Raw genomic sequence first — 22,954 nt, forward strand, 5'->3', positions numbered from 1 at the left:
GTGAACGGCCTGCTCGCGCATCGGACCCAGGTCGTACAACCGTGGTCTGCCTGAGCCGCGAAAAGAACAGACGACGGTCCGATGCGGCGCGGCGGCCCGTCACGGCACTCTCGAACGCGTGATCCAGTCGAACCTTCTCCGGCTACGCCGTGCCCTGCTGTCCCTGTCCGTCGCCGCATCGGTGGCGGCGCCGGTGATCGGCACGGCGCACCCAGCGGCGGTGCCCGCGCCCGTCCCCGCGAGCGCGACCCCTCTGTCAGAGCTGACCGCACAGGCCCTGGCAGACAGATACGCCACCAGCCGGAGCGACGTCCTGGCCGCCGCCGACGCGGCCACTCGTCATGGGGACCTGCGGCGGGCCGCGGCGCTGCGAGTCATGGCCGATCCCGGCCGCAGGTTCCTGTCCTTTGACGGCCGTGACGGCGGGCGCGTCGTGGAGGTCTTCGGCGACCTGGCGACGGCGGAGCACGTCGCCGTCCTGGTTCCCGGCGCCGACACCAATCTCGACAAGTACGGGCTGCTGCGCGGCGGCGCGCTCCGCCTGCACCAAGCGCTCGGCGAGGGGCACGCCGTCGTCGCCTGGCTCGGTTATCGGACGCCCGCGACGATCAGTCTGGACACGCTCACGTCCGACCTGGCGGACAAGGGTGCCGCCGAACTGCACGGCTTCGTCCGACGGCTGACGGATACCAAGGGCGGCGGCAGCTTGTCACTGCTGTGCCACTCGTACGGCGGAGTGGTGTGCGCACGCGCCGCACCTGGACTGGACGTCGCCCGCATCATCCTGACCGGCAGCCCAGGCGTCGGCGCGGACAACGTCCGCGAGCTGCGGACCTCTGCGGCGGTCTGGGCGGGGCGCACCAGCAACGACTGGATCAGCCTGGTGCCGCACACCCGTCTGCACCTCCCCTTCGTCACCCTCGGCCTGGGCACCGACCCGGTCTCCCCTGATTTCGGTGCGCACGTCTTCGCGACGGGCGATGGCGGCCACAGCGACTACCTGACGGACGGCTCCCTGTCCCTGCACAACATCATGCGGATCATCACAGGCCGGGATCCCCTCCAGGCCGACCCCGGCCGCTCCCGACCAGACACCGCAGCCGTTCGAACAGACCAGAGACCGCCCCTCACAACACCAGAGCCACTCCTGAGAGCACCGGACGAAGCCGCGGCACGACCAGCGGACGCGGCCACGAAACTGCTCGCCAGCAGCACGAGGAATCAGGGACCGAGCACGGAATCGAACGCCCATGTCACGCCGCAGGCGCGTTCGGACGCGGGACAGGGCGCCAGGCAGGGCGCGGGACAGGACCTGGGCGGAAACGCGCGCCTGTCACCGATGGGGCACGGGGGCGGGCACGTATCCCTGTCGCCGAGCGAAGGCGGGCACACACGGATGCCGCCGAGCGGAGGCGGGCACACACGGATGCCGCCGAGCGGGGGCGAGCACGCGCGGATGCCGCTGGAGGTGGCCGGGCGTGCGTGATCTCGTGCGGAAGGTCGAGGAGACGACGCCGGCCGGGCGTGACCGCAGCGTGGATGCCCTGCGCGCCCTGGCCATCGGCGGTGTGGTGCTCGGTCACTGGCTGGTGAGCGCGCTGGTCGTCGAGAGCGGCAGCGTTCGGGTCGCCAGCCCGCTGCGTGACATGCCGTACCTCGCCCCGGTGTCGTGGGTCCTGCAGACCATGGCGCTCTTCTTCCTGGTGGGCGGCCAGGTGACCGCCAGGAGCCACGCCTCCGCGCACGCTCGCGGTGTCGGCTACGGGCGGTGGCTGCGGGTGCGTGCGGCACGGCTGCTGCGGCCGGTCGCGGCCGTGGCGGTGGTGTGGACCCTGGTGGCCTTGGTGATGCTCGCCTCGGGTGCCGACTTCAAGAGTGTGCAGGCGCTGGCCAAGCTGGTGTGGTCCCCGCTGTGGTTCCTGCTGGTGTACGCGGGGCTGACGGCGTTGACGTCGCTGGTCGTCCGGTTGCATCCGGCGTGGCCGCTCGCCGTGGTCGCTCTCGTCGATCTGGTGCGGTTCGGGTGGGGCGGGCCTGAGTGGGTGGGATGGGTGAACCTGGCGGCGGGGTGGCTGGTGCCGTACTGCTTGGGGGCGGCCTGGGCCCGTGACCGGCTGAACGAGCGGACGACCGGATGGGCGTTACTGGCCGGCGGCGCGGCCGTCGCGGCCGTGCTGATCGTGTGGGCCGGTTACCCGGCTTCCATGGTGGGCGTGCCGGGTGCCCCGATCTCGAACCAGTCCCCGCCCACGCTCGCGGCGGTCGCATTCGGGCTGGCCCAGTGCGGAGCCGCGCTCCTCCTTCGCGATCCGCTGCGGCGACTGCTGGCGCGGCCCACCGTGTGGGCGTTCGTGGCACTGGCGAACCTGTCCGCGATGACGATCTTTCTCTGGCACCAGACGGCGATGATCGCGGTCACCACACTCGGGCTGCTCGCCGGCCGCCCTCTGCACGGCCTGCACACCGTGCCCGGCGAACCGTCCTGGGTGCTGGCCAGGCTGGCCTGGTTACCGGTGTTCGCGCTGGCGTTGTGCGTCTGCTGGGGCGCGTTCCACGCCTACGAACGGTCCCGGCCACCTGAGCCTCGGATCCGGGCGGAGGAAGCCCAAGCCCGGTCGTAAGAGCCGAAGAACGGCAAGCCGGGCACCGTTCCGAAGGACAGGAGAGGCTCAGGCGGGTGAGGAGACGGTCCATGGCCGCAGAGGCATGGGGGCGGATCATGCGATTTGCGGCACAAGAAAGAACTGTGTGGTCAGCGGCGGCCCCGGAAGGTCCGGCGCAGGTCGTCCACCCACTCCCCCGGAATCTCCCAGGGGATGAAGTGGCCGCCGTGATCGTGGACGGTGAGGTTGACGTGGTTGTACCAGGCGGCCCGGCCGCTGTCGAGGAAGTGCTGGACGCGCTGGTCGGTGGTGACGCCGGGCGGGTTCTCGTAGCCGACGAACGTGATGCCGGTCGGCGCCTCCACGGGCGGCCACCGTTCGTGGGACGGGGTCCACGGGTAACGGTTGTTGTTGGCGTACGTGCGGATGGATGTGCCGATCGAGTTCGTGACCCAGTAGATCATGGCGTGGGTGAGGAGGTCGTCCTTGGTGAAGACGGTCTCGATGTCACCGCCGTTGTCGCTCCACTTGATCCAGCGTTCGAGAATCCAGGCGAGCAGCCCGGCGGGCGAGTCCGACAGCCCGTACGCCAACGTGCTCGGGGCCAGCACGTGCGCGGCCAGGTGCACGGCGAAGCGCCTGTCCAGCGCCACGACCTGGGCATGGACGTCGGCCGGCAGCCCTTCGGGGATGGGCCGGCCACCGCTGAGGTCCCAGGCCCGGTCGCCGTTGAACATCGTCAGCATCTGGCCCGAGCCGATGTGGATGCCGTACAGCTCGGCGGCGTACTTGTGGCCGAGCTGCCCGCACACCAGCGCGCCGACGTCGCAGCCGGCGGCGGCGTAACGGTCGTGGCCGAGGACGTCGGTCATGAGGGTGTGCCAGACGTCGGCGACCTTCCAGAAGTTCATGTCCGGGCGGCCGGGCAGCGGTCCGGAGAATCCGAACCCTGGGAAGGAGGGCACGATCACGTCGAACGCCTCGGCCGGGTCGCCGCCATGGGCGCCCGGGTCGGCGAGCGGGTCCACGACCTTGGACCAGTGCCAGAACGTCCAGGGCCAGCCGTGGGTCAGGATCAGCGGCGTCGGGCTGGGGCCCACGCCCGGGCGGCGCATGAAGTGCACGGGCACGCCGTCGACGTTTACCTTGTAGTGCTCAAAGGCGTTGATCGCCGCCTCGGCCTTGCGCCAGTCGTAGCCCGTACGCCAGTAGTCGACGAGTTCACGCAGGTAGTCGGCGTTGACGCCGTAGTACCAATCCTCGTTGCCGACGTCGGCGGGCCAGCGGGTGAGCTCCAAGCGGCGGCGCAGGTCGTCCAGGACGTCGTCGGGCACGTGGATCGGCGTCGGTTCCAGGGGGAACGAGCGGTTCCCCTGCGCGGTGGGCTCTGTGGTGGGCATGGTCATTTCCTCCTGTCCGGGGCGTCGGCTTCGCCGGCGAGCCGCCGGTTCACCTCGCTCATGCGGGCCAAGGCGGGCAAGGCGGCCGCGATCGTCGCCCGCTCGGCGGGGGTGAGCTCGCCGGTGAGCTCGGCGAGATGCGCCCTGCGGTCGGCGCGCCGCCCGTGCACGATCGCGGCGCCCGCCGGTGTGACGTCGACGAGCACGGCGCGGCGGTCCGACGGGTCCGGCCGCCGCTCCACCAGGCCGTCGCGTTCCAGTTTGGCGACCATCTGGGTGATGGCGGACTGGGTGACCTGCTCACTCGCGGCCAGCTCGGTGAGACGTTTGGGGCCCTGTCCGGCCAGTGTGTGGAGCACTGACAGCGTGGTGAAGCTCAGCCGCTGCACGGCGGGCAGGCGGATGAACATCCGGGTGAACTCCTCCAGCACGGAGGTCAGGTGGGCGACATCGAGCTCGCCGGGCTGCGGTTTGGGCGGCACCGGAGGAGTATATAAGGAACTTAATTAAGTTGCTGTTGTTTTTGTTTCTGTGATGGCGCAGATGCACGGCACATGGGTGGCGCAGGCTTGGCAAGCGGCTCAGCACCGCTTCGAGGCAAGTGCCCGCCGCCGCCCTGGTACAGAGGCGCGGTACGGGCCAGGGGGCTGGCGTGTGGTGTTGTCCTGGGTGGGGGGTGGTGTCGCCGCCAACCGGCTTGCCTAGGCGTCGAGGCAGGTGGGCGGTGCCGTCGTGCCTTCTCGTCTCGGCTGACGCGGTGTGGCGGCGGCGCTGTCAGCTTGGTGTGCCGATGAACTGGTGGTCGGTGCGGATGCGGCCGTCGTCGTTCAGGGCCAGGAGGTCCAGGCCGCCGCCGACGGTCTCGCCGGTGCTGGTCGACACCATCGACCAGCGCACGGCGATCAGGTCAGGCAGCAGTGCGAACGGCTCACCGTCTGCCTTGAAGACATGCTCCCCCGGTGCGACGAACATCTCGTAGGCCCGCCGGACCCTGGCGTCCAGGCCGTCGTGACCGCGCGCCTCCAGCGGCGGCACCGGGAATGCCAGGCTCGCCGCCTCCTCTCGGATCGCCTGCGGTGGATCGACCAGCACCTGGACGCCGTCGGGCGCCCACAGCTCCCGGATGAGGGCGGCACGCCGGTCCGGGTCGGGTTCGTTCCACTGGGCGACGTAGCGGCCGGCCCATTCCTTGATCTCGATGGGGTTGCTCATGACCGGCAGTCTGTGCCGGGCGAGTGCGGTGGCGCGATTCCCCGCAGGGAATCGCGCGATGGACGCCGTCCAGTATGAATGGGTTCATGACAGTGTTGGCCGAGCCCAACCACTTCGCCCGCGAGCTTCGGCGATGGCGTGCGCGTCGCCGTCTCAGCCAGCTCGATCTGGCCATCAGGGCCGACACGACGCAGCGGCATCTGAGCTTTCTGGAGCAGGGGCGTTCTCGGCCGGGGCGGGCCATGGTGGTGCGGCTGGCCGAGTCACTGAGCCTGTCGCTGCGGGAGCGGAACGGGCTCCTGCTGGCCGCCGGGTACGCGCCGGTGTACGCGGAGTCGTCGCTGGACGCGCCAGAGCTGGGCCCGGTGCGCGAGGCGCTGGACCGTATTCTCGATGGTCATCTGCCCTGTCCCGCGGTCGTCGTGCGGCCGCACGGGCTGCTGGTCGCCGCCAACGTGGCCTTCGGGGTGTTGTGTGAGGGCGCGGCCCCTGAGCTGCTGAAGCCTCCGGTCAACGTACTTCGTCTGGCGTTGCATCCTGACGGCATGGCGGGCCGGGTGGTGAACCTGGCCGAGTGGGGCCGCCACGTCACGGGCAGCCTGCGTGACCAGCTCGACCGCAGCCCCGATCCGGAGTTGGAGGAGTTCATCGTCGAGCTGGACGGTTATCTGCCTGGGCTGGGGGCGCCCGGTGGGCATCTCGGCTTCGCCGTGCCGCTGCGGTTGCGCGTGCCGGAGGGTGAGCTGCGGCTGATGACGACGCTGACTTCGTTCGCGACGGCTGTGGATGTGACGTTGGCGGAGCTGCGCCTGGAGGCGTTTCTGCCTGTTGACGAGAACTCGGCGCGCATCCTGCGGGAGCGCAGCATGGCCTACTGAGCGACACGGCACCGTCCACTGGGCGGCACGGCCTGCTCGGCGGCATAGCCCACTGATCGGGACGAACTCGTCGGCCCGCACGGTCTGTTGGCTCGCGCGGTCCGTTGGCCGGTACGGCTTGTCAGTGGCGGCGGATCTGATGAGGGCTCGATCCCTCCTGCCAGAAGTCGATGACTAGTTCGTCGCCCTCGACGTGGGTCCAGACCACCTCGGTCAGCTCGATGCGGAACAGATGCGATCCCTCCTCCGAAACCTCCAGTGCCGCGAGCACGTCCGCTCCGGTGATCTCGATCGCGCGCCCCGCCAGCTTGACGTCGCCCTCCCAGGACGACGGGTCGTCGCCCTCGGGGGCGCGCGAGGTCACGTGGATGGCCATGCGTGGGTCGCGCCGCAGGTCGAGGACCTTGACGGCGCCGCCCATCGACCCGATCCACAGTTCGCCGTTCTTCAAGGTCGTCTCGGTGCCGCTGACCCGGGGCGAGCCGTCCTTGCGCAACGTGGCCAGCACCTTGTGCCGGTAAGCCTCCACCAGCCGGCGGGCGACCTTGCTCAGCTCAGGGGCCTGCTGCTCGAACTCCTGCCATGACGCCATGCCCGCCATCATGCCCGAAGCCTCCGACAGTATCGGGGCTCGTCGCGTCGCCCCATCAGCAGTCGCCGGCCGGCTCGTGCGTTGCGGGTGGTGCAGAGGGAAGTGGCCGGGGTTTGGAGGATCACGCGGCCGGGACGCCGGGCAACGCCCGCGTGAGCTCAGGAAGCGGGTCCGCTTCTGCACCCCGAGCAGCACGGCGAGTCCACCGGCACCGCAGAAGGTGACCTGGGACGGGTCCGTCCAGGACGAGACCGCAGGCGCCAGGGGTGAGGAGGCTGGTCAGCCGCTGACGCAGCCGGGCCGTCCTGGAGATGTCGGTCTCCCCTGCCAGGTCCACAAGGGTCGGTGCCGGATGGGTGCCCCTGCCGGGCGGGGCGGCGTCGATGACGGCCGTGGAAGGCTCCTCGCTGGCTTGGGGACGTGGGAAGCCTGCCTGCCGGAGAGCGGCTGGCCGTCGGCACGCGGCTCCCGGCCTGCGGGATCCGGCAGCCGTCGGCGCACGCGGCTCCCGGCCTGCGGGATCCGGCAGTCGTCGGTGCGCGCGGCTCCCGGACGGCTTCCCGGGCTGTTCGATCAGGAAGATCACGGGGGCAGGACGGTCGGGCGCGCAAGGAGGACGCTTGCGGCGCGACGGACGAACCCGTCCTCGGCTGCGTATGGACAGGGAGGCAGGCTCCGCAGGATGCGGGTGGCGGGAGGACGGAAGGTGTTTTGGGACAAGGCCGCCTGACTTGTTCAGGTCCATCGTGAACGGCGCCAGTAGTCATGGTTCGCCAGGCTGGGTGCCCACGTTCGAGAAGTTACGACGACGGCTGTGCGCGCGCGGCAGCGAGGAGGGTGAGGGCGGCGGCGCGGGCCTCGGCGCCCGGGCCGCGGGCGTCGCGGTGGGCGGCGACGACGGTGGCGCCTTCGACCAGCATGAGGAGCTGGCGGCCCAGCAGGCCGGGTTCGGCGGCTCCGGCGCGGTCCGCGATGCCGGTCAGCAGGGCGAGGTGGCGGCCCAGGTGGCGGGCGGTGATGGCGCGTACCTGCGGGACGTGGTGCTGGGCGGCGGCGTTGACCAGGGCGCAGCCGCGGAAGGCGGGCTCCTCGTACCAGTGCTGCAAGGCGTCGAACACGGCGGCGAGCTGGGCGGCCGGGTCGTCGCCCGCCGCCGCGACGGCAGACTCCACCCAGGCGATCACGCGGTCGCTGCGCGCCTCCAGCACCGCCTCCACCAGGCCGTCCTTGGTGCCGAAGTGGCGGTAGAGGGTCTCCTTGGACACGCCGAGCCTGGTGCACAGCTCGGCGACGCCGATGCCGTCGAGGCCGCGTTCGTACAGCAGGGCGGTGGCGGACTGGAGGATGGCGGCGCGGGTGCGGGCGGGGTCGATGGTCGAGCCCTTGGGGACCGGCATGACTTGGATCGTACCGGTCGGTGCGATGACTGCTACGATCGCCGGACCGTACCGATCAGTTCGATCTCCAGGAGCGACACGTGAGCGACATCGTCCTCGTCCCCGGCATGTGCCATGGCGGCTGGTGCTACGCCGACCTCGGCGACGAGCTGCGCCGGCGGGGCCACCGGGTCCTGCCGATCACCCTCACCGGCATCGGCGAGCGGGCCCACCTGCTCAGCGGCGGCGTCAACCTGGACACCCACATCGAGGACGTGGCCGCCCTGCTGGCCGCCGAGGACGTACGCGACGCGGTGCTGGCCGGGCACAGCTACGGCGGGATGGTCATCACCGGCGTCGCCGACCGGATGCCGGGGCGGGTGGCCTCGCTGGTCTACCTGGACGCCATGGTCCCCGGCGACGGCGACTCCTGCTGGGACCTGGCCTCGGAGAACGAGCGGCGCTGGTACCTGGACGTGACCGACGACGGCTTCGCCACGCGTCCCCTGCCGTTCTTCGACCCGCGCGCCACGCCGCACCCGCTGGCCTCGGTGCTCCAGCCGCTGCGCCTGACCGGCGGGCTGGAGCGGGTGCAGCGGCGGACGTACGTGTACGCGACCGGCTGGGACGGCCCGTCCCCGTTCACCACCACGTACGAACGGCTGCGCGAGGACCCCGCCTGGCGGGTGGTCGCCGTGGACGGCGGCCACAACCTGATGCGCGACGCCCCGCACGACCTGGTGCGGATCATCACGGAATCGGCCTGACGGCAGGTCTCAGCGGGCGAGCAGGTCGCGCAGGGCCTTGGCGACCTCGGCCGGGGCCTCCTCGGCCATGAAGTGCCCGCAGGTGACGGTCCGGTGGTCCAGATCGCCCGCCCAGGCCCCCCACAGGGCCGCCGCGTCGTAGCCGAGCGCCGCGCCCCAGTCCTGCTGGAGCACGGTGACCGGCATGGCCAGGCGCCTGCCGGCCGCCCGGTCGGCCCGGTCGTGCTCGGCGTCCACGCCGGCCGAGGCGCGGTAGTCGGCCACGATCGACGGGACGGCGGCCCGGCAGGCGTCGAGGTAGGCGGCCCGGACCGCGGGCGGGATCGACTCCGCGTCGCCGGTCCACAGATCGAGGAAGTGGCCGAAGAAGGCGTCCGCGCTCGCCGCGATCATCGTCTCGGGGAGGCCGGGCGGCTGCGCCATCAGGTACAGGTGGAAGCCGACGGCCGCCTCCGCTCCGCGCATCACCTCCCACATGTCGAGCGTGGGCAGGACGTCGAGGCAGGCCAGATGGGTGATCGCGGCCGGGTGGTCGAGCCCGGCGCGGAAGGCGACCAGGGCGCCGCGGTCGTGACCGGCCAGCGCGAAGCGCTCGTGCCCGAGCGCGCGGGCCAGCGCGACGACGTCGGCGGCCATGGTGCGCTTGCTGTAGGTGCCGGGCCCGGTCTCGGCGGGTTTGTCGCTGGCGCCGTACCCGCGCAGGTCGGGGCAGATCACCGTGTGGGCGGTGGCGAGGTCGGCGGCCACGTGCCGCCACATGAGGTGGGTCTGCGGGAAGCCGTGCAGCAGCACGACGGGGCTGCCGGAGCCGGCGACGGCGACGTTCAGCGCCACATCGCCGGCGACTGGGACGCGGTGGTAGGCGAAGCCTGGGATCCGCATGAGGTTTCCTTTCCTTCGGGGTCGGCTTCCAGCCTGCCGGGCGGCGATGAGCATCCGATGAGCGCGCTACGGTCGACAGGGTGGGGGTGCGCTTCGGGGTGCTGGGGCCGGCGACGGCCTGGGACGACGCCGGGAACACGATCGACGTCAAGGGGCCACGGCACCGGGCGGTGCTGGCCCGGCTGATCGTCGCCCGCCGCCGCGTCGTACCCGTGGACCTGCTGGTGGCCGACCTGTGGGAGGACGGCGACCCGCCGCGCGGCGCGGTGAGCGCGGTGCGGACGTTCGTGGCGGCGCTGCGCCGCGCCCTGGAGCCGGAGCGGCCGCCCCGCGCCGCGCCCCGGCTGCTGGTCACCGAGGGCCCCGGGTACGCGCTGCGCGCCGCGCCCGGCGCGGTGGACGCCTGGCGGTTCGAGCAGGCGGTGACCGACTCCGCCACGCTGCCGCCCCGGGAAGCGCTGGAGCGGCTGGAGGAGGCGCTGGGCTGGTGGCGGGGGCCGGCGTACGCCGAGTTCGCCGGGCAGGAGTGGGCGCGGGCCGAGCGGTCACGGCTGGCGGAGCTGCGGCTGCACGCCGTCGAACGGCGGGCCGAGGCGCGCCTCGCCGTACGCCCGGCCGCCGAGGCGGTGCCCGACCTGGACGCGCACGTGGCCGAGCACCCGTGGCGGGAGGACGGCTGGCGGCTGCTGGCGCTGGCGCTGTACCGGGCGGGGCGGCAGGGGGACGCGCTGGCGGTGCTGCGGCGGGCGCGGGCGCTGCTGGTGGAGGAGCTGGGCGTGGACCCGGGCCCGGCGCTGCGCAGGCTGGAGTCCGACATCCTGCACCAGGCGCCGCATCTCGATCCCGCCGCCTCCGGTACGGCGGACGCGGTGTGGGCGCGGGCGGCCGCCGCCTACGACCGCAGCGCGCCGCCCGGGGCGCGGGCGCGGCTGGAGTCGACCGTGAACCTCATGCGCGACCTGGCCGTCACCGGCGGCGCGGGGCTGGAGGCGGCCGGGCGGCACCGGGTGGCGGCCGTCGCGGCGGCCGAGGAACTGGGCGATGCCGAGCTGACGGCGCGGGTGATCGGGGCGTTCGACGTACCGGCGATCTGGACCCGGTCCGACGACCCGGCGCGGGCGGCGCAGGTGGTGGCGGCGGCCGAACGCACCCTCGCCGCGCTGCCCCCGGACGGGACGAGGGCGCGCGAGGCGACGCGGGCGCGGCTGCTGGCCGCCGTCGGGCTGGAGTCGCGGGGCGGGCACGGGCCGCGCGGCCCGGAGGCGGCGCGGCAGGCCGAGCGGCTGGCCCGCGAGCTGGACGATCCGGCGCTGCTGGCCTTCGCGCTCAACGCCGTCTTCATGCAGAGCTTCGAACGGGCCGGGCTGGCCGGGCTGCGGGACGCGATCGGCGCGGAGCTGGTCGCCCTGTCGGGGCGGCACGGGCTGGTCACCTTCGAGGTGCTCGGCCATCTCGTCCAGCTGCAGGCCCGCTGCGCCCTGGGCGACTTCCTGGCGGCCGACGAGCACGCGGCCGCGGCCGGGCGGCTGGCCGAACGGCATGAACGGCCACTGGTGGGGGTGTTCACCGGCTGGTACCGGGCGCTGCGCCTGGACGTGACGGGCGCGCTGCCCGGCACCGCGCCCCACTCGGGGCTCGATGGGGATGCGGCCGAGGTGGAAGGGGCCTATCGGGAGGCGGCCGGGCTGCTGGTGGGGGCTGGGATGCCGGGGCTGGAGCGGGGGCTTGCGGGGCTGGCGTTGCTGTGCGCGCGGGTGCGGCGTGGCCTGCCGCCCCCGGACGGGGACGCCGATTACGGCCCGTACGAGCCCTGGGTCCGCCCCCTGCTCCTGGCCGCCGCAGGACGGACGGACATGGCCGCGGCGGCGCTGGACGAGGTGCCGGACCCACCGCGCGACCTGCTGCTGGAGGCCGAGTGGTGCCTGGTGGCGCGGGCCGCGGTCGCCACAGGGCACCGGGAGGCGGCGCGGCGGGCTCGCGACGCGCTGGCACCGGCGGCCGGTGAGCTGGCGGGCGCGGGCAGCGGCCTGCTCACCTTGGGGCCGGTCTCCGATCATCTGGCCGCGCTCACGCGCGTATCCAGACAGGGCGAGCCTGGTTAATGTAGAAGATCTCCGGCGAAGGGACGCTGCGATGGCGGCCAGGACCGTGATCGTCACAGGGGCCAGCGACGGCATCGGCCGCGCGGCCGCCCGCATCCTGCACGAGCGCGGCGCGCGCGTCGTGCTCGTCGGGCGTTCGCCGGGCAAGACCGAGACGCTGGCCAAGGAACTGGACGCCGACTTCCACGTGGCCGACTTCGCCCGGCTGGCCGAGGTGCGGGCGCTGGCGGAGACGCTGCTGGAGCGCCACCCGGTCATCGACGTGCTGGCCAACAACGCCGGCGGCATCATGGGCTCGCGCCGCGTGACGGCCGACGGCCACGAGGCCACTTTCCAGGTCAACCATCTGGCGCCGTTCCTGCTCACCACGCTGCTCCTGCCGCGCCTGGCGGAGAGCCGCGCCACGGTGATCAACACCTCCAGCGAGTTCAACCGGGGCGCCCGCCTCGACCTCGACGACCTCGACGCCGTACGCCGCTACTCCGGCACCCGCGCCTACGCCAACTCCAAGCTGGCCAACATCCTGTTCACCCGCGAGCTGCAACGCCGCCACGGGGCCGACGGGGTCAGCGCGGTCTCCTTCCATCCCGGAGTGGTCGCGACGAACTTCGCCGACGGCACCGACAGCCTGGCCCGGCTGACCTACCGCTCGCCGCTCAAACGGCTGATGCTCACGCCCGAGCAGGGCGCCGACACCCTCGTCTGGCTGGCCACCACACCTCCCGGCGAGGGCTGGGAGCCCGGCGGCCACTACGTGAAACGCCGGCCCGCTCCCACCCACCGCCTGGCCGGCGACCCGGAGGCGGCGCGGCTGCTGTGGGAGCGCAGCCAGGCGATGCTCACCCTCTGAATGCTCACCACCTGACCGTGGGAATGCCGGCGGGGCCCCGCGGGTTACACGGCGCAAGAAGTTGAAATTTCAACCTGGAAGGTGTGTCATGCCCGCCGTCACCGCAGACACCCTGACGCTGCCACGCGTCACCACCCCCGACCCGGCCGCCACCCGGCCGCGCCCCGTGCGCTCGGTGACGACCGCGCCCACCGGCTACGAGGGCGAGGGCTTCCCCGTCAGGCGCGCCTTCGCCGGCCTGCCCCAGTCGCTGCTCGACCCCTTCATCCACATGGACCAGATGGGCGAGGTCGAGTACGCCCCCGGCGAGCCGAAAGGCACCCCCTGGCACCCGCACCGCGGCTTCGAGACCGTCACCTACATCATCGACGGCATCTTCGAGCACCAGGACTCCGCCGGCGGCGGCGGCACGATCACCGACGGCGACACCCAGTGGATGACCGCCGGCAGCGGCCTGCTCCACATCGAGAAGCCGCCGGAGCACCTGGTCGTGTCCGGCGGGCTGTTCCACGGCGTCCAGCTGTGGGTCAACCTGCCCCGCGCCCACAAGTTCCACGTCCCCCGCTACCAGGACATCCGCGGCCGGCAGTCGGCGCTGCTGGCCTCCGCCGACGGCGGCACGCTGCTGCGCGTCATCGCCGGAGAGCTGGACGGCCACCCCGGCCCCGGCGTCACCTTCACCCCGATCACGATGGTGCACGCCACCCTCAGCCCCGGCGCGCGGCTGGACCTGCCGTGGAACCCCGGCTTCAACGCCCTGGCGTACGTCCTCGCCGGACACGGCACCGCCGGCGCCGAGCGACGCCCGGTCACCAAGGGACAGCTGGCCGTCTTCGGCGCGGGCGACTCGCTCACCCTCGCCGCCGCCCCCGACCAGCCGCAGGCCGAGCCCAACCTGGAGGTGCTGCTGCTCGGCGGGCAGCCCATCCGCGAACCCGTCGTCCACTACGGGCCGTTCGTCATGAACACCCGTGCCGAGATCGTCCAGGCCATGGAGGACTACCAGGCCGGCCGCCTCGGCGTCGTCCCCGCCGCCCGACTCCCCCACACCGGTCCGGGAAAGGAGTGACCATGATCGCCGACACCTACGCGCGCGGGCGCATGTTCTTCCAGCTCAAGGACTACATCGAAGCCGCCCGCCACCTCGCCGGCGTCGTCGCCGAAGCGCCCGACGACGTTGCCGCCCGGCTGCTGCTGGCCCGCGCCTACTACCACTCCGCCCAGCTCGGGCGGGCCGAGGCCGAGCTGCGGCAGGTCATCGAGCGCGACCCGGCCGAGGCGTACGCGTACCTGCTGCTCGGCCGGACGCTCGAACGCCGCAGCCGCCCGCAGGAGGCGGAGCCGTACCTGCGGCTGCACGCCGCCATGACCGGCACCGCCGCCTGAACCACCACCCGGGCGCGGGGCACCGCCCCGCGCCCGGGACCCGGCCGCTCGTCAGCCGATCACGCCGCCGAGCCGCCCCTCCAGCATGAGCAGCAACTCCCCCAGCAGCCCGGCCAGCTCACGCTCCCGCCCCGGAGCCAGCCCCGCCAGCAACGCGTTCTCGTACGCCAGCTGCTCGGGCACCAGCTCCAGCACGAACGCCCGACCGCGCTCGGTGAGCGACAGATGCGCCACCCGGCGATCCCGCTCGTCCACCCGCCGGGCCACCAGCCCGATCTGCTCCAGCCGCCGCACCCGCTTGGTCACCGCCGCCCCCGAGGCGAACGTCTCCCGCGCCAGCCGCCCCGGCGTCAGCTCGCCGCCGACCCGCAGCAACGCGCACAGCAGGTCGTACTCGGCGCGGTTGACCCCCGCCCGGCCCAGCGGCGCGTCCGTCGCCTGCTGCAGCAAAGCCGTACACCGGTTGAGCCGGCCGATCACGGCGATCGCGTCGAGGTCGGCATCGGGAAGGACCTGCCGCCACTGACGCAGCGCCACCGCCACGGCGTCCTCCACCTGCCCGCCCTTCCTCTCGACCCCCGCCGGCTCGTCCCCGGCGACGGACTGATCGTACGCGCCCGCCGTCACGGATGCCGCACGGCGGTCAGCTCGGCCAGGCGGCGGTGCCCCGCCCGCTCGGCCGCCACGATCCGCTCCTCCGGCAACGCCGCCCCGCGCCACTCCCCCGCCGCCAGGTCGGCCGCCTCCCGCAGCCCCACCAGCGCCGCGCGCAGCCGGTCGGCCGCCGGACGAGGCTCGGCCACCAGCCGCTCCAGCCGTTCCAGACCGTCGTGGACCCGCCCGGCCGCCCGCCGGTCGCGCAGCACCACGCACGCCACCAGCCCGGCCACCGCGCCCAGGCAGGTGTCCAGCCACCGGTCGGCGACCAGCACCGGCACCGGCTGCGCCCCCGCGAACTGCGTCATCAGGATCGCCGTCGGCGTCACGAACACGCTCCCCAGCCAGTAGTTCCGCGTCATCGCCCGCTCCGTCACGAACTGCAGCGCCAGCACCGTCACCAGCAGCGCCACCGCCCCCAGCCGCGTCACCGGCGCCAGCAACGTGAACAGCGCCACCCCGAGCAGGTTGCCCACCACCCGCTGCACCGCCCGGCTCCACGACATGGCCGTGTTGGCCGCGAACACCGACGCCGCCGTCACCACCGCCCAGTACGGCCGCCCGACCCCGAACGCCATCGACGCCCACCCGGCCACCGCCGAGCCGGCGAACACCATCACCACGACCCGCCACCGGCCCGCGACGTCCCGCGCCAGCCGCCGCAGCCCACGCGCGGCGCGCTCCTCGGCGGCGATCCCGGCCAGCTCCGCCCGCTCGGCCGCCGCGGTGCCCCGGTCACCGGCCGGCGGCACGGGCACCGGCCGCCCCTTGCGCAGCTCACGCGCCCAGCCGCGCAGCGCCTCCGCCCCGACGCCGCCGCTCACGCCCGACTCCGCCCGCACCAGCAGCCGGCGCAGCTCCTCACGGCCCGCGCCCGCGCGCAACAGCGTCTGCCAGGCGGCGTTCACCGCCGCGGCGGCCGCGTGCCGCGCCTCGTGGAGGGCATCCGCCCCGTCCTGCCGGACGCGGAGCAGGCGCGCGGTCGCCTCCAGGGCGCGGGCCACCGCCACCCGCTCCGGCCCGTCCGGCCGGACCAGCCACGGCGCCATCCCCACCGCCCAGGCCACGGCCCCGCCCAGCACTCCGATCCCCAGGTGCAGCGGCACGTCGGCGAGCCGCTGCGGCACGAACGCCGCGCTCGCCGTCAGAAAGGTGAGCACCACGTTGCCCGGCGGGCCGATGCGGGTGGCGTCGCACACCGCCTTGTGCAGCCCGGCCAGCACCGCCGCCACCGCGACCCGTACGGCCACGGCGTCGGTGAGCGCGGCGGTCACCAGCGCGATCCCCGTGCCGGCCAGCAGCCCGGCCACGACCCACGCCAGCGCCCCGGCCCGCGCCCGGTAGGGCAGCGCGTGACCGTAGAGGGCGCACATGGCGCCGGTGGCGCCGTACAGGACCAGGTCCAGCCGCCCCGCCGCCACCAGCGGCCCCAGCACCACGAGCAGCGCGACGACCGAGCTGAACGCGGGCTTGTGCCAGACGTCGCCGAGCGGTCTCAGCCGCAACGCGGACAGGACGGGCAGGCGGACGGCGAAGGCAGAAGAACGCATCCGATAAGTTTAGCAAATGTTTCACTAGTAAAATAACGATGGCCGAAGCGGACAGGACGTGACCGCCATTCCCGGCACAATGACCCCATGCCGAAGACGTCCGCGCGCCTGCTCTCCCTGCTCACCCTGCTCCAGACCCGCCGCGACTGGCCGGGAGCGCTGCTCGCCGAACGCCTCGACGTCAGCCCCCGCACCGTCCGCCGCGACGTCGACCGCCTGCGCGAACTCGGCTACCCCATCACCGCCGCCAAAGGACCCGAGGGCGGCTACCGTCTCACTCCCGGCACCGACCTGCCCCCGCTCCTCTTCGACGACGACCAGGCCGTGGCCCTCGCCATCGCCCTCCACCACGCCACCGCCACCGGCGCCGACATCGCCGAAGGCGCCGCCCGCGCGCTCACCACCGTCCGGCAGGTCATGCCCGCCCGCCTGCGCCACCGCATCGACGCCCTCCACGTCACCGCCGTCGAACCCCCCACCGCCCGGCCACGCGCGCGCACCGACAGCGCCCTCCTCATGACCGTCAGCGCGGCCGTCCACGCCCGCGAGATCCTGCGCTTCGACTACGCCCCCAGCGGCGAGGACGACGGCCCGCCGCGCCGCGTCGAACCCCACCACCTCCTCACCTGGCGGGGGCGCTGGTACCTCCTCGCCTGGGACCTCGACCGCAACGACTGGCGCACCTTCCGCGCCGACCGCATCACCCCGAAGGTCCCGACCGGCCCCCGCTTCACCCCGCGCGAACCGCCCGCGGGCGACGTCGCCACCTTCATCGCCGCCCGCTTCCGCGGCTCCGACCCCGCGACCGGGACCGCGGACTGGCCCTGCCAGGGCGAGGTCATCCTCCACCTGCCCGCCGCCGACGTGGCCCCCTATCTCCACGACGGTATCGTCGAGGAGCTCGGGCCAGGCCGCTGCCGGCTCGTCCTCGGCTCCTGGTCGTGGCACGGCCTGGCCGCCGCGCTCGGCAGGTTCGACGCCGACATCGAGGTCGTCGGCCCGCCGGAGCTCAGGAACGCCTTCGAGCGCCTGGCCCGCCGCTACGCCAGGGCCGCCACGGGCTGACTCGTTGCTGTTGTTTTTCCGGGTACCGGTGGAGGGATCATCCAGCTCGACGCCTTTACAATGTAGATTCCGAGACCAGCCTCTGGAGCCGCCTCGCCTCCTGGACCAGTCGCGACGAGCCCTTGCGTGCCGCGATCGCCGCCACCTCCGGCAGGTCCGCGCGCACCCGCCCGATCCTCGCCGCCCGCGCCCCCGCCGCGAGCAGGTCCGCCAGCCCGGCACGCGGCCGTTCGCCCTCCTCGGGCAGCAGCCCGGGAAGCAGCCGCACCACCACCTCCCACACCACCTCGTGCGCGCCCGCCTGCGTCGCGTCGTCGAGCACGACGACCACCCGGTTCAGCTTGACGTACTCGCTCTTGACCAGCTTCGTGACCACCTCGGCCAGCTCGGCGGCCGGGACCTCGCCGCGCGCGGCCAGCGTGAGCAGCGCGTCGCCCGCCGCCGCCCGCCCGGCCGCCTGGGTCTGCCCCATGCCGCAGGCCAGCGCGTACGCCATGCCCGTGCCGAGCGGCCCGTCGCCGTGGACGAGATCCACCAGCACGCGCGCGTCGCTGTCGCTGGCATCGGTGCCTGCGGCCAGCGGGGATACCAGGTGGGCGGCCACCACGTCGCGGTGCGAGGGCATGACCAGCGGCCACCATTCCATCGTCCACGAGTGGGCCGCCCGGATCTCCAGCAGCCCCCGCACGCGCTCCGGCGCTCCGTCGGCGTTGATGGTGGTCGGCAGCCAGGACCAGGGATCCCGCCTGACCGTCACCTCGGGATCACCCAGGCGCTCCCCCCGCATCCAGGCGGCGCACGCCCGCCCCGCCTCGGACGTCAGTCGCCCGGCGCGGGCGACGTCGGCGGCGGCGATCTCACGGGGCAGGCGGAGCAGGGCCTGGGTCAGGTCGGCGGGCAGGGCCTCCACCCCTTCAGCCTCCAGGCGCTCCAGCCGGTCCAGCAGCACGCCGGGCGCCACGTGGCCGGTGACCGCCGTGGGAGTCGCCAGGACGACCGGGTAGCGGCCGCCGTCCGCGTAGTGACCGGTCAGCTCCGCGCACCGGCGCGCCGGCGGCTCGTCGAGCACGGCCAGGGACCTCGTCCACTGCCTGGGCCGCCAGGGCAGCGATCTGGTCACCGCCGGGGCGGCGAAGGCCAGGAACGTCCGCCGCAGCGCGTAGCCGACGCGCTCGTCGAGCTCGTCCGGCCAGCGACCGAAGAAGCTCGCGTCGAACGGCTCGGTCCAGGGACGCAGCGCCGCGCGCAGCCCCTCCGGGTCGCGTTCCGACCAGGTGGCGAGCCCGGCCAGCAGCACCTCGAACGTGTGCGGATCCTCGTCGGCGCGGAAGGCGTCGAGGCCGCGCGCCAGCTCCTCCGGCGACCCGTACGGCGCCGGCAGCCGCCGCCCGTCCCCCGCCGCCGCCAGCGGCACCGCCTCCAGCTCGTCGGCCTCGATGGCGCCGCCGTATCCGGCGGCGACCTTCTCCCGCAGCTCGGCGGGCAGGCCCGCGGCGGCGGCGCGGACCGCCTCCCGCTCCTCGGGATCGGCGTGCGGGGCCAGCCGCACCGCGAGCCGCACGGCCCGCTCCTGCAGCGCCAGGGTGTCCTGGGCGAACAGCACCGCCATCGCCCGCAGCACCGTGCCCGTCCGGCCGCCGTCGCGCGGCACCGCGTCGCCCGCCCACGCGATCGCGCCCCGCAGCAGCTTCTTCTCCGGCCGGAACACCAGCGCCTCCAGCGCCTCGGTGAACGACTCCTCGCTCAGCCGCCCGGCCTCCTCCAGCCGCCGGAGCTGCGCCAGCGCCAGGTCCGCCACCGCGACCGGCCCGGCGGGCAGCAGCGCCACGTAGTCCTCGGCGTGCCCGGTGATCTCGTCGAGATCGGGGTCGAGCCGGTCGTGCAGGCCCGCCAGCGGCGACAGCGCGGCCGGGCCGTCGCGCAGCAGCCGCCGGACCAGCCCGTCGAGCACGACCGTGCGCTCCAGCAGCCCGGCCTCGACCAGGCGGACGACGTTGTCGGCCACCTCCCACAGCGGCAGCGTGGCGAGTCCGTCGATCTCGAACAGACCCGGCCCGTACGCGGCGAGCAGTGGATCGCCCGCCGCCCGGTCCGCCTCCAGCGTGCGCAGCCAGCCGGTCTTGAAGGCGTCGGCGTCCTGCGGCGGCTCGACGCCCGTCTCGCGGACGAGCTCGGCCGCCACCCGCCACGGCCATCCGTCCGTGAGCCGCAACCGCCGGGCCAGGCGCACGGCCAGGTCGGCGCGCCAGTCGTCCGGCCGGGCGCGCAGCACCTCCAGCACGCGCGGGACGTTCCGCTCACTCAGGTCGCGGAAGTCGCGCCGCAGCAGCCACGACGCCACCGCCGACGCCCCGCCGACCGTGCCGGCGCCCGTCAGCAGCAGCGGCGACAGCTCCTGGCGGTGTTCCCACGGGGAGATCCCGGCCGCGCGTCGGTGGGCGAGGCGCCTGGCCGGCTCCTCGGCCACCGACCGGCGCTCGGCCGGGGTCAGCTCGCCGACGCGGCGCATCGTGCCATGCACGTCGCCGGCCTGTGCGAGCTTCAGCAGGTCGTCCCAGGCGCTCACGCGGGGACCTCCGATCCATGACGGCTGATCATGGTCGGGGACGTTAGCGGGAGCCTCCGACAGTTCCCCGCCGCCGGTGATCCGCCCGGCGGCCGCTCAGCCGCCGACCTGCTCCAGGAGCCTGAACCGGTCGACCTTGCCCGTCTGGTTGCGCGGCAGCGACTCCACGAAAACGACCTCGCGCGGCACCTTGTACGCGGCCAGCTCGGCCTTCACCGCCTTGCGCAGGTCGTCGGCCGACGGCGGCGCGTCCCGGTCGGGCACCACGTACGCGGCCAGCCGCTGCCCGTACTCCTCGTCCGGCACCCCCAGCACCGCCACGTCGGTCACGCCCGGCCGCCCGGCCAGCAGGTCCTCGACCTCCTGCGGGAACACGTTCTCGCCGCCGGAGACGATCATGTCGTCGTCGCGGCCGTCGATGAACAGCAGCCCGTCCGGGCCCCGGTGGCCGAGGTCGCCGGTGGGCAGCAGGCCGTCGGCGGCGCCGGTGAAGGTCAGCCCGCCGGACACCAGCACCCGGCCCACCTCGCCGGGCGGCTGCTCGGCGCCGTCCGGGCCCGCCACGTGGACGGTCGCGCCGCGCGGCGGCCGGCCCACGGTGCCGGGCGCGGCGCGCAGCTCGGCGGGCGTGGCCAGCGCCGCCCAGCCGGCCTCCGTGGAGCCGTACAGGTTGTAGAGGACCTCGCCGTAGGCGTCCATGAACCCGGCGGCCAGGCCGGGAGGGAGCGCCGAGCCGCCCGAGACCACCACCCGCAGATCCGGCAGGCGGCGCGGCGGGAGGGCCAGCAGCCGCCGCAGCATGACCGGCACGGCCACCAGCGCCGCGGCCCGCTCGACGGCCAGCGCGTCCAGCACGGCGCCGGCGTCGAACCCGCGCAGCAGCACGACCGGGCAGCCGAGCACCAGAGCCGCGCCGTACCAGAGCAGGCCCAGGCCGTGGAACAGCGGCGGCGCGATGAGCATCGGCTCGCCGCCGCGCAGCGGCACCGTGGTCAGCATCGACACGAACGGCTCGGTCAGCTCGGCCAGCGACAAACGGCGCGGAGCGCCCTTGGGCGTGCCCGTCGTGCCCGACGTCAGCAGCACCAGCCGCCCCGGCCGGCGTGGCGGCTCGGCGGCGGAGCCGGCCGCCAGGCCCGCGGCGGCGAGCGCGTCGAGGTCGCCCACGCGCGGCCCGTCGAACTCCACCGGCGGCAGGTCCGGCGCGGCGATCAGCACGTCCACGCCCTCCCGCGTCAGCACCTCGTGCAGCCGCGGCCCGGCGAGCCCGGTGTTGAGCAGCAGCAGATCCGCGCCCAGCCGCGACACCGCCGCGATCGCCAGCGGGAAGCCCCGGTCGTTGGGCCACATGACGGCGACCGTGCGCCCCGGCCCCACCGCGTGCCGCCGCCGCAGCTCGGCGGCCAGCCCGGCGGCCCGCGCGTCCAGCTCGCCGAACGTCAGCGAGCCCGCCTCGTCCACCACCGCGGTGCGGTCCGGCCAGCGCGCCGCCGCGATCGCCACCCCGGCCGCCGGGGTGACGCCGAAATGCCGGTACGCCTCCACCACGCGGGCCAGCGCGGCGGGCGGCACCGGCCCCAGCAGCCCGTTGCGGGTCAGCGTGATCGCCGCCTCCACCCCGAAACCGCCCAGCTCGACCAGCCTTGCGAACATCCGCGCACCGACGCCTTTCGCTCGAACGGGGATCGACGGAGAGCGTACGTGTACCCCGGCACGCCGGTCAGGAACCCGCCACCTCCAGCGCGATGCGGACGGTGGTGCCCCCGGGCCCGGTGAGGAAGACCACCTCGTCGGCCAGGCGGCGCATCAGCCAGATGCCGCGCCCGCCCGGTGCGGACGCGGCCGGCAGCGACTCGCGTTTCAGCACCTCGACCGGGATGCCGTCCCCGTCGTCGGCGACCTCGCAGACCAGCCTGCCGCCCCCCGGGCCGTCCTCGCGCCGCAGGCGCAGCCGGCCCCGCCCGCCGCCGTGCTCGACCGCGTTGACCAGGCACTCGTTGACCGCCGACAGGAAGTCGCCCAGCCGCTCCCCCGTCACTCCCTGAGCGCGGGCGCAGGCCAGGACCGCGCGGCGGGTGCGTACCAGGCAGCTCTCGTCGAAATCCACCTTCAGCAGGCCCATGTCCTCACTGTCGGCGACTTCCGGCGTTCCGAACAGTGCTCAAGGTCACAACGACCGGAGTGTGGCCTTTACAAAGTAGATCAGGAAGACAGGCCGAACCGCCCGGCGAACGCCGCCAGCTCCTCCCGCCGCTCCTCGGGGTCGGGCGAGGCCGGGCTGACGACGATCCGCGTCACCCCCTGAGCGGCCAGCGTCTCGACGTCGTCCTCCGTCATGTCGAGAGCTCCCCAGCGGGTGTACTCCAGCGCGCCGGGGTCCCGTCCCGCCTCGGCGGCCGTGGCCCTCACCAGGTCCCACTGCCCGGCCCGCTCCCGCGCGTCGAGCCGCCCGCCGGGGAACCAGCCGTCGCCGCGCAGCCCGGCCCGGCGCGCGGCGGCCCGGCTGGACCCGCCGACGTGCACCGGCAGGCCCGCGCCGCCCAGCGGCTTGGGGAAGCTGCACAGGTCGTCGAAGGCGTAGAACTCCCCCTGGTGACCGGCGCCCTCCTCGCCCCCCGCCCACAGCAGCCGCAGCACGTCGATGGCCTCGTCGGCGCGCCGGCCCCGGGTCGCGAAGTCCACCCCGACCGCCCGCGCCTCGCCCGGCAACGCGCCGACCCCGACGGTGAGCAGCCTCATCCGCCCGCCGGACAGCACGTCCACGGTGGCCAGCCGCTTGGCGAGCGGCACCGGATGGTGGTACGGGATCAGCAGCACGGCGGTGCCGAGCAGGATGCGCCGGGTCGCCCCGGCGACGAAGGCCAGGCAGTCGAGCGGGTCCAGGTACGGCAGCGCCGGCGGCAGCTCGAAGGGCCCGACCCGGGCGCCCGGGTACAGGACCACGTGCTCCGGCACGTACAGGGACTCGAACCCGCACTCCTCGGCCTGCCGGGCGAACGCCACGAGCTGTTCCGGGTCGGTGCCGAAATGGGCGGCGTTGTAGCTGATTCCGAATTTCACCGTCGCAG

Annotated in this window: 21 protein-coding genes; 9 read left to right on the forward strand and 12 right to left on the reverse strand. The window is 74.0% G+C overall.

Going from position 1 to position 22,954, the window contains the following annotated elements; genetic code table 11:
* The first annotated feature begins 118 nt into the window (after window positions 1-118).
* Window positions 119-1,486, forward strand: coding sequence for an alpha/beta hydrolase (locus tag ABD292_RS38035; RefSeq protein ID WP_344216220.1), 1,368 nt, complete (start codon window positions 119-121; stop codon window positions 1,484-1,486).
* Window positions 1,479-2,621: an acyltransferase family protein gene (locus ABD292_RS38040; RefSeq protein WP_344216222.1), complete on the forward strand. Its 1,143-nt coding sequence runs from the start codon at window positions 1,479-1,481 to the stop codon at window positions 2,619-2,621. Before ABD292_RS38035 ends, ABD292_RS38040 begins: the two co-directional genes overlap by 8 nt.
* A gap of 131 nt (window positions 2,622-2,752) precedes the next feature.
* Here ABD292_RS38040 and ABD292_RS38045 read toward each other — a convergent pair whose 3' ends face one another.
* The 3 genes from ABD292_RS38045 to ABD292_RS38055 all read right to left on the reverse strand — a co-directional run bounded on the left by ABD292_RS38045 (window position 2,753) and on the right by ABD292_RS38055 (window position 5,215).
* Window positions 2,753-4,003: an epoxide hydrolase family protein gene (locus ABD292_RS38045; RefSeq protein ID WP_344216224.1), complete on the reverse strand. Its 1,251-nt coding sequence runs from the start codon at window positions 4,001-4,003 to the stop codon at window positions 2,753-2,755.
* A 2-nt stretch (window positions 4,004-4,005) separates the two neighbouring features.
* A complete protein-coding gene (locus ABD292_RS38050) occupies window positions 4,006-4,485 on the reverse strand; it encodes a MarR family winged helix-turn-helix transcriptional regulator (RefSeq protein ID WP_344216226.1) in 480 nt (159 codons plus the stop codon).
* Window positions 4,486-4,777: 292 nt separating this feature from the next.
* Window positions 4,778-5,215 (reverse strand): hypothetical protein, encoded by a 438-nt coding sequence (locus tag ABD292_RS38055; protein WP_344216227.1) that lies wholly within the window; start codon window positions 5,213-5,215, stop codon window positions 4,778-4,780.
* A gap of 86 nt (window positions 5,216-5,301) precedes the next feature.
* Here ABD292_RS38055 and ABD292_RS38060 point away from each other — a divergent pair, with 86 nt between their 5' ends.
* Window positions 5,302-6,093 (forward strand): MmyB family transcriptional regulator, encoded by a 792-nt coding sequence (locus ABD292_RS38060; protein WP_344216229.1) that lies wholly within the window; start codon window positions 5,302-5,304, stop codon window positions 6,091-6,093.
* 121 nt (window positions 6,094-6,214) lie between these two features.
* Here the strand turns inward: ABD292_RS38060 and ABD292_RS38065 are convergent, their stop codons facing one another.
* Window positions 6,215-6,685 (reverse strand): pyridoxamine 5'-phosphate oxidase family protein, encoded by a 471-nt coding sequence (locus tag ABD292_RS38065; protein ID WP_344216231.1) that lies wholly within the window; start codon window positions 6,683-6,685, stop codon window positions 6,215-6,217.
* An 800-nt stretch (window positions 6,686-7,485) separates the two neighbouring features.
* On the reverse strand, window positions 7,486-8,082 hold the full coding sequence (locus ABD292_RS38070) for a TetR/AcrR family transcriptional regulator (RefSeq protein ID WP_344216233.1): 597 nt from the start codon (window positions 8,080-8,082) through the stop codon (window positions 7,486-7,488).
* Window positions 8,083-8,162: 80 nt separating this feature from the next.
* Between ABD292_RS38070 and ABD292_RS38075 the strand changes: the two genes are divergently transcribed.
* Window positions 8,163-8,828, forward strand: coding sequence for an alpha/beta fold hydrolase (locus ABD292_RS38075; protein ID WP_344216235.1), 666 nt, complete (start codon window positions 8,163-8,165; stop codon window positions 8,826-8,828).
* Window positions 8,829-8,837: 9 nt separating this feature from the next.
* Here ABD292_RS38075 and ABD292_RS38080 read toward each other — a convergent pair whose 3' ends face one another.
* On the reverse strand, window positions 8,838-9,710 hold the full coding sequence (locus tag ABD292_RS38080) for an alpha/beta fold hydrolase (RefSeq protein WP_344216237.1): 873 nt from the start codon (window positions 9,708-9,710) through the stop codon (window positions 8,838-8,840).
* An 80-nt stretch (window positions 9,711-9,790) separates the two neighbouring features.
* Here ABD292_RS38080 and ABD292_RS38085 point away from each other — a divergent pair, with 80 nt between their 5' ends.
* The 4 genes from ABD292_RS38085 (at window position 9,791) to ABD292_RS38100 (ending at window position 14,048) form a co-directional block, all read left to right on the forward strand.
* Window positions 9,791-11,812 carry an AfsR/SARP family transcriptional regulator gene (locus tag ABD292_RS38085; protein WP_344216239.1) on the forward strand — a complete coding sequence of 674 codons (2,022 nt, stop codon included), beginning with the start codon at window positions 9,791-9,793 and terminating at the stop codon, window positions 11,810-11,812.
* 31 nt (window positions 11,813-11,843) lie between these two features.
* Window positions 11,844-12,662, forward strand: a complete 819-nt coding sequence (locus ABD292_RS38090; RefSeq protein WP_344216241.1) for an SDR family NAD(P)-dependent oxidoreductase — start codon at window positions 11,844-11,846, stop codon at window positions 12,660-12,662.
* A gap of 88 nt (window positions 12,663-12,750) precedes the next feature.
* Window positions 12,751-13,731 carry a pirin family protein gene (locus ABD292_RS38095; protein WP_344216243.1) on the forward strand — a complete coding sequence of 327 codons (981 nt, stop codon included), beginning with the start codon at window positions 12,751-12,753 and terminating at the stop codon, window positions 13,729-13,731.
* Window positions 13,732-13,733: 2 nt separating this feature from the next.
* The gene (locus ABD292_RS38100; RefSeq protein ID WP_344216245.1) at window positions 13,734-14,048 is read left to right on the forward strand and encodes a tetratricopeptide repeat protein; all 315 of its coding nucleotides are present in this window, start codon (window positions 13,734-13,736) and stop codon (window positions 14,046-14,048) included.
* A gap of 51 nt (window positions 14,049-14,099) precedes the next feature.
* Here the strand turns inward: ABD292_RS38100 and ABD292_RS38105 are convergent, their stop codons facing one another.
* Together ABD292_RS38105 and ABD292_RS38110 are read right to left on the reverse strand one after the other, a co-directional pair.
* Window positions 14,100-14,675, reverse strand: a complete 576-nt coding sequence (locus tag ABD292_RS38105; RefSeq protein WP_344216247.1) for a MarR family winged helix-turn-helix transcriptional regulator — start codon at window positions 14,673-14,675, stop codon at window positions 14,100-14,102.
* The gene (locus ABD292_RS38110) at window positions 14,672-16,255 is read right to left on the reverse strand and encodes an FUSC family protein (protein WP_344216249.1); all 1,584 of its coding nucleotides are present in this window, start codon (window positions 16,253-16,255) and stop codon (window positions 14,672-14,674) included. The genes ABD292_RS38105 and ABD292_RS38110 overlap by 4 nt, the downstream gene beginning before the upstream one ends.
* Window positions 16,256-16,342: 87 nt before the next feature.
* On the opposite strand from ABD292_RS38110, the gene ABD292_RS38115 reads away from it, so the two are divergent.
* Window positions 16,343-17,320: a helix-turn-helix transcriptional regulator gene (locus ABD292_RS38115; RefSeq protein WP_344216251.1), complete on the forward strand. Its 978-nt coding sequence runs from the start codon at window positions 16,343-16,345 to the stop codon at window positions 17,318-17,320.
* Window positions 17,321-17,375: 55 nt separating this feature from the next.
* On the opposite strand, the gene ABD292_RS38120 is transcribed toward ABD292_RS38115, so the two are convergent.
* From ABD292_RS38120 to ABD292_RS38135, 4 genes are all read right to left on the reverse strand, one after another.
* Entirely contained in the window at window positions 17,376-19,886 is a 2,511-nt protein-coding gene (locus tag ABD292_RS38120) for a DUF7825 domain-containing protein (RefSeq protein WP_344216253.1), read from the reverse strand.
* 96 nt (window positions 19,887-19,982) lie between these two features.
* On the reverse strand, window positions 19,983-21,539 hold the full coding sequence (locus ABD292_RS38125; protein ID WP_344216255.1) for an AMP-binding protein: 1,557 nt from the start codon (window positions 21,537-21,539) through the stop codon (window positions 19,983-19,985).
* Window positions 21,540-21,606: 67 nt separating this feature from the next.
* Window positions 21,607-22,008, reverse strand: a complete 402-nt coding sequence (locus ABD292_RS38130) for an ATP-binding protein (RefSeq protein ID WP_344216257.1) — start codon at window positions 22,006-22,008, stop codon at window positions 21,607-21,609.
* 80 nt (window positions 22,009-22,088) lie between these two features.
* Window positions 22,089-22,946 carry a TIGR03619 family F420-dependent LLM class oxidoreductase gene (locus ABD292_RS38135; protein WP_344216259.1) on the reverse strand — a complete coding sequence of 286 codons (858 nt, stop codon included), beginning with the start codon at window positions 22,944-22,946 and terminating at the stop codon, window positions 22,089-22,091.
* Window positions 22,947-22,954: the final 8 nt, after the last annotated feature.

The sequence above is a fragment of the Nonomuraea bangladeshensis genome (assembly GCF_039529455.1).
Classification (GTDB): Bacteria; Actinomycetota; Actinomycetes; order Streptosporangiales; family Streptosporangiaceae; genus Nonomuraea; species Nonomuraea bangladeshensis.

Bases quoted from the DNA above. Each gene is read 5' to 3' on its own strand.
- ABD292_RS38045 (WP_344216224.1), bottom strand. From the start codon at position 4,003: ATGCCCACCACAGAGCCCACCGCGCAGGGGAACCGCTCGTTCCCCCTG.
- ABD292_RS38055 (WP_344216227.1), bottom strand. From the start codon at position 5,215: ATGAGCAACCCCATCGAGATCAAGGAATGGGCCGGCCGCTACGTCGCC.
- ABD292_RS38060 (WP_344216229.1), top strand. From the start codon at position 5,302: ATGACAGTGTTGGCCGAGCCCAACCACTTCGCCCGCGAGCTTCGGCGA.
- ABD292_RS38065 (WP_344216231.1), bottom strand. From the start codon at position 6,685: ATGGCGTCATGGCAGGAGTTCGAGCAGCAGGCCCCTGAGCTGAGCAAG.
- ABD292_RS38070 (WP_344216233.1), bottom strand. From the start codon at position 8,082: ATGCCGGTCCCCAAGGGCTCGACCATCGACCCCGCCCGCACCCGCGCC.
- ABD292_RS38080 (WP_344216237.1), bottom strand. From the start codon at position 9,710: ATGCGGATCCCAGGCTTCGCCTACCACCGCGTCCCAGTCGCCGGCGAT.
- ABD292_RS38090 (WP_344216241.1), top strand. From the start codon at position 11,844: ATGGCGGCCAGGACCGTGATCGTCACAGGGGCCAGCGACGGCATCGGC.
- ABD292_RS38095 (WP_344216243.1), top strand. From the start codon at position 12,751: ATGCCCGCCGTCACCGCAGACACCCTGACGCTGCCACGCGTCACCACC.
- ABD292_RS38100 (WP_344216245.1), top strand. From the start codon at position 13,734: ATGATCGCCGACACCTACGCGCGCGGGCGCATGTTCTTCCAGCTCAAG.
- ABD292_RS38110 (WP_344216249.1), bottom strand. From the start codon at position 16,255: ATGCGTTCTTCTGCCTTCGCCGTCCGCCTGCCCGTCCTGTCCGCGTTG.
- ABD292_RS38115 (WP_344216251.1), top strand. From the start codon at position 16,343: ATGCCGAAGACGTCCGCGCGCCTGCTCTCCCTGCTCACCCTGCTCCAG.
- ABD292_RS38125 (WP_344216255.1), bottom strand. From the start codon at position 21,539: ATGTTCGCAAGGCTGGTCGAGCTGGGCGGTTTCGGGGTGGAGGCGGCG.
- ABD292_RS38130 (WP_344216257.1), bottom strand. From the start codon at position 22,008: ATGGGCCTGCTGAAGGTGGATTTCGACGAGAGCTGCCTGGTACGCACC.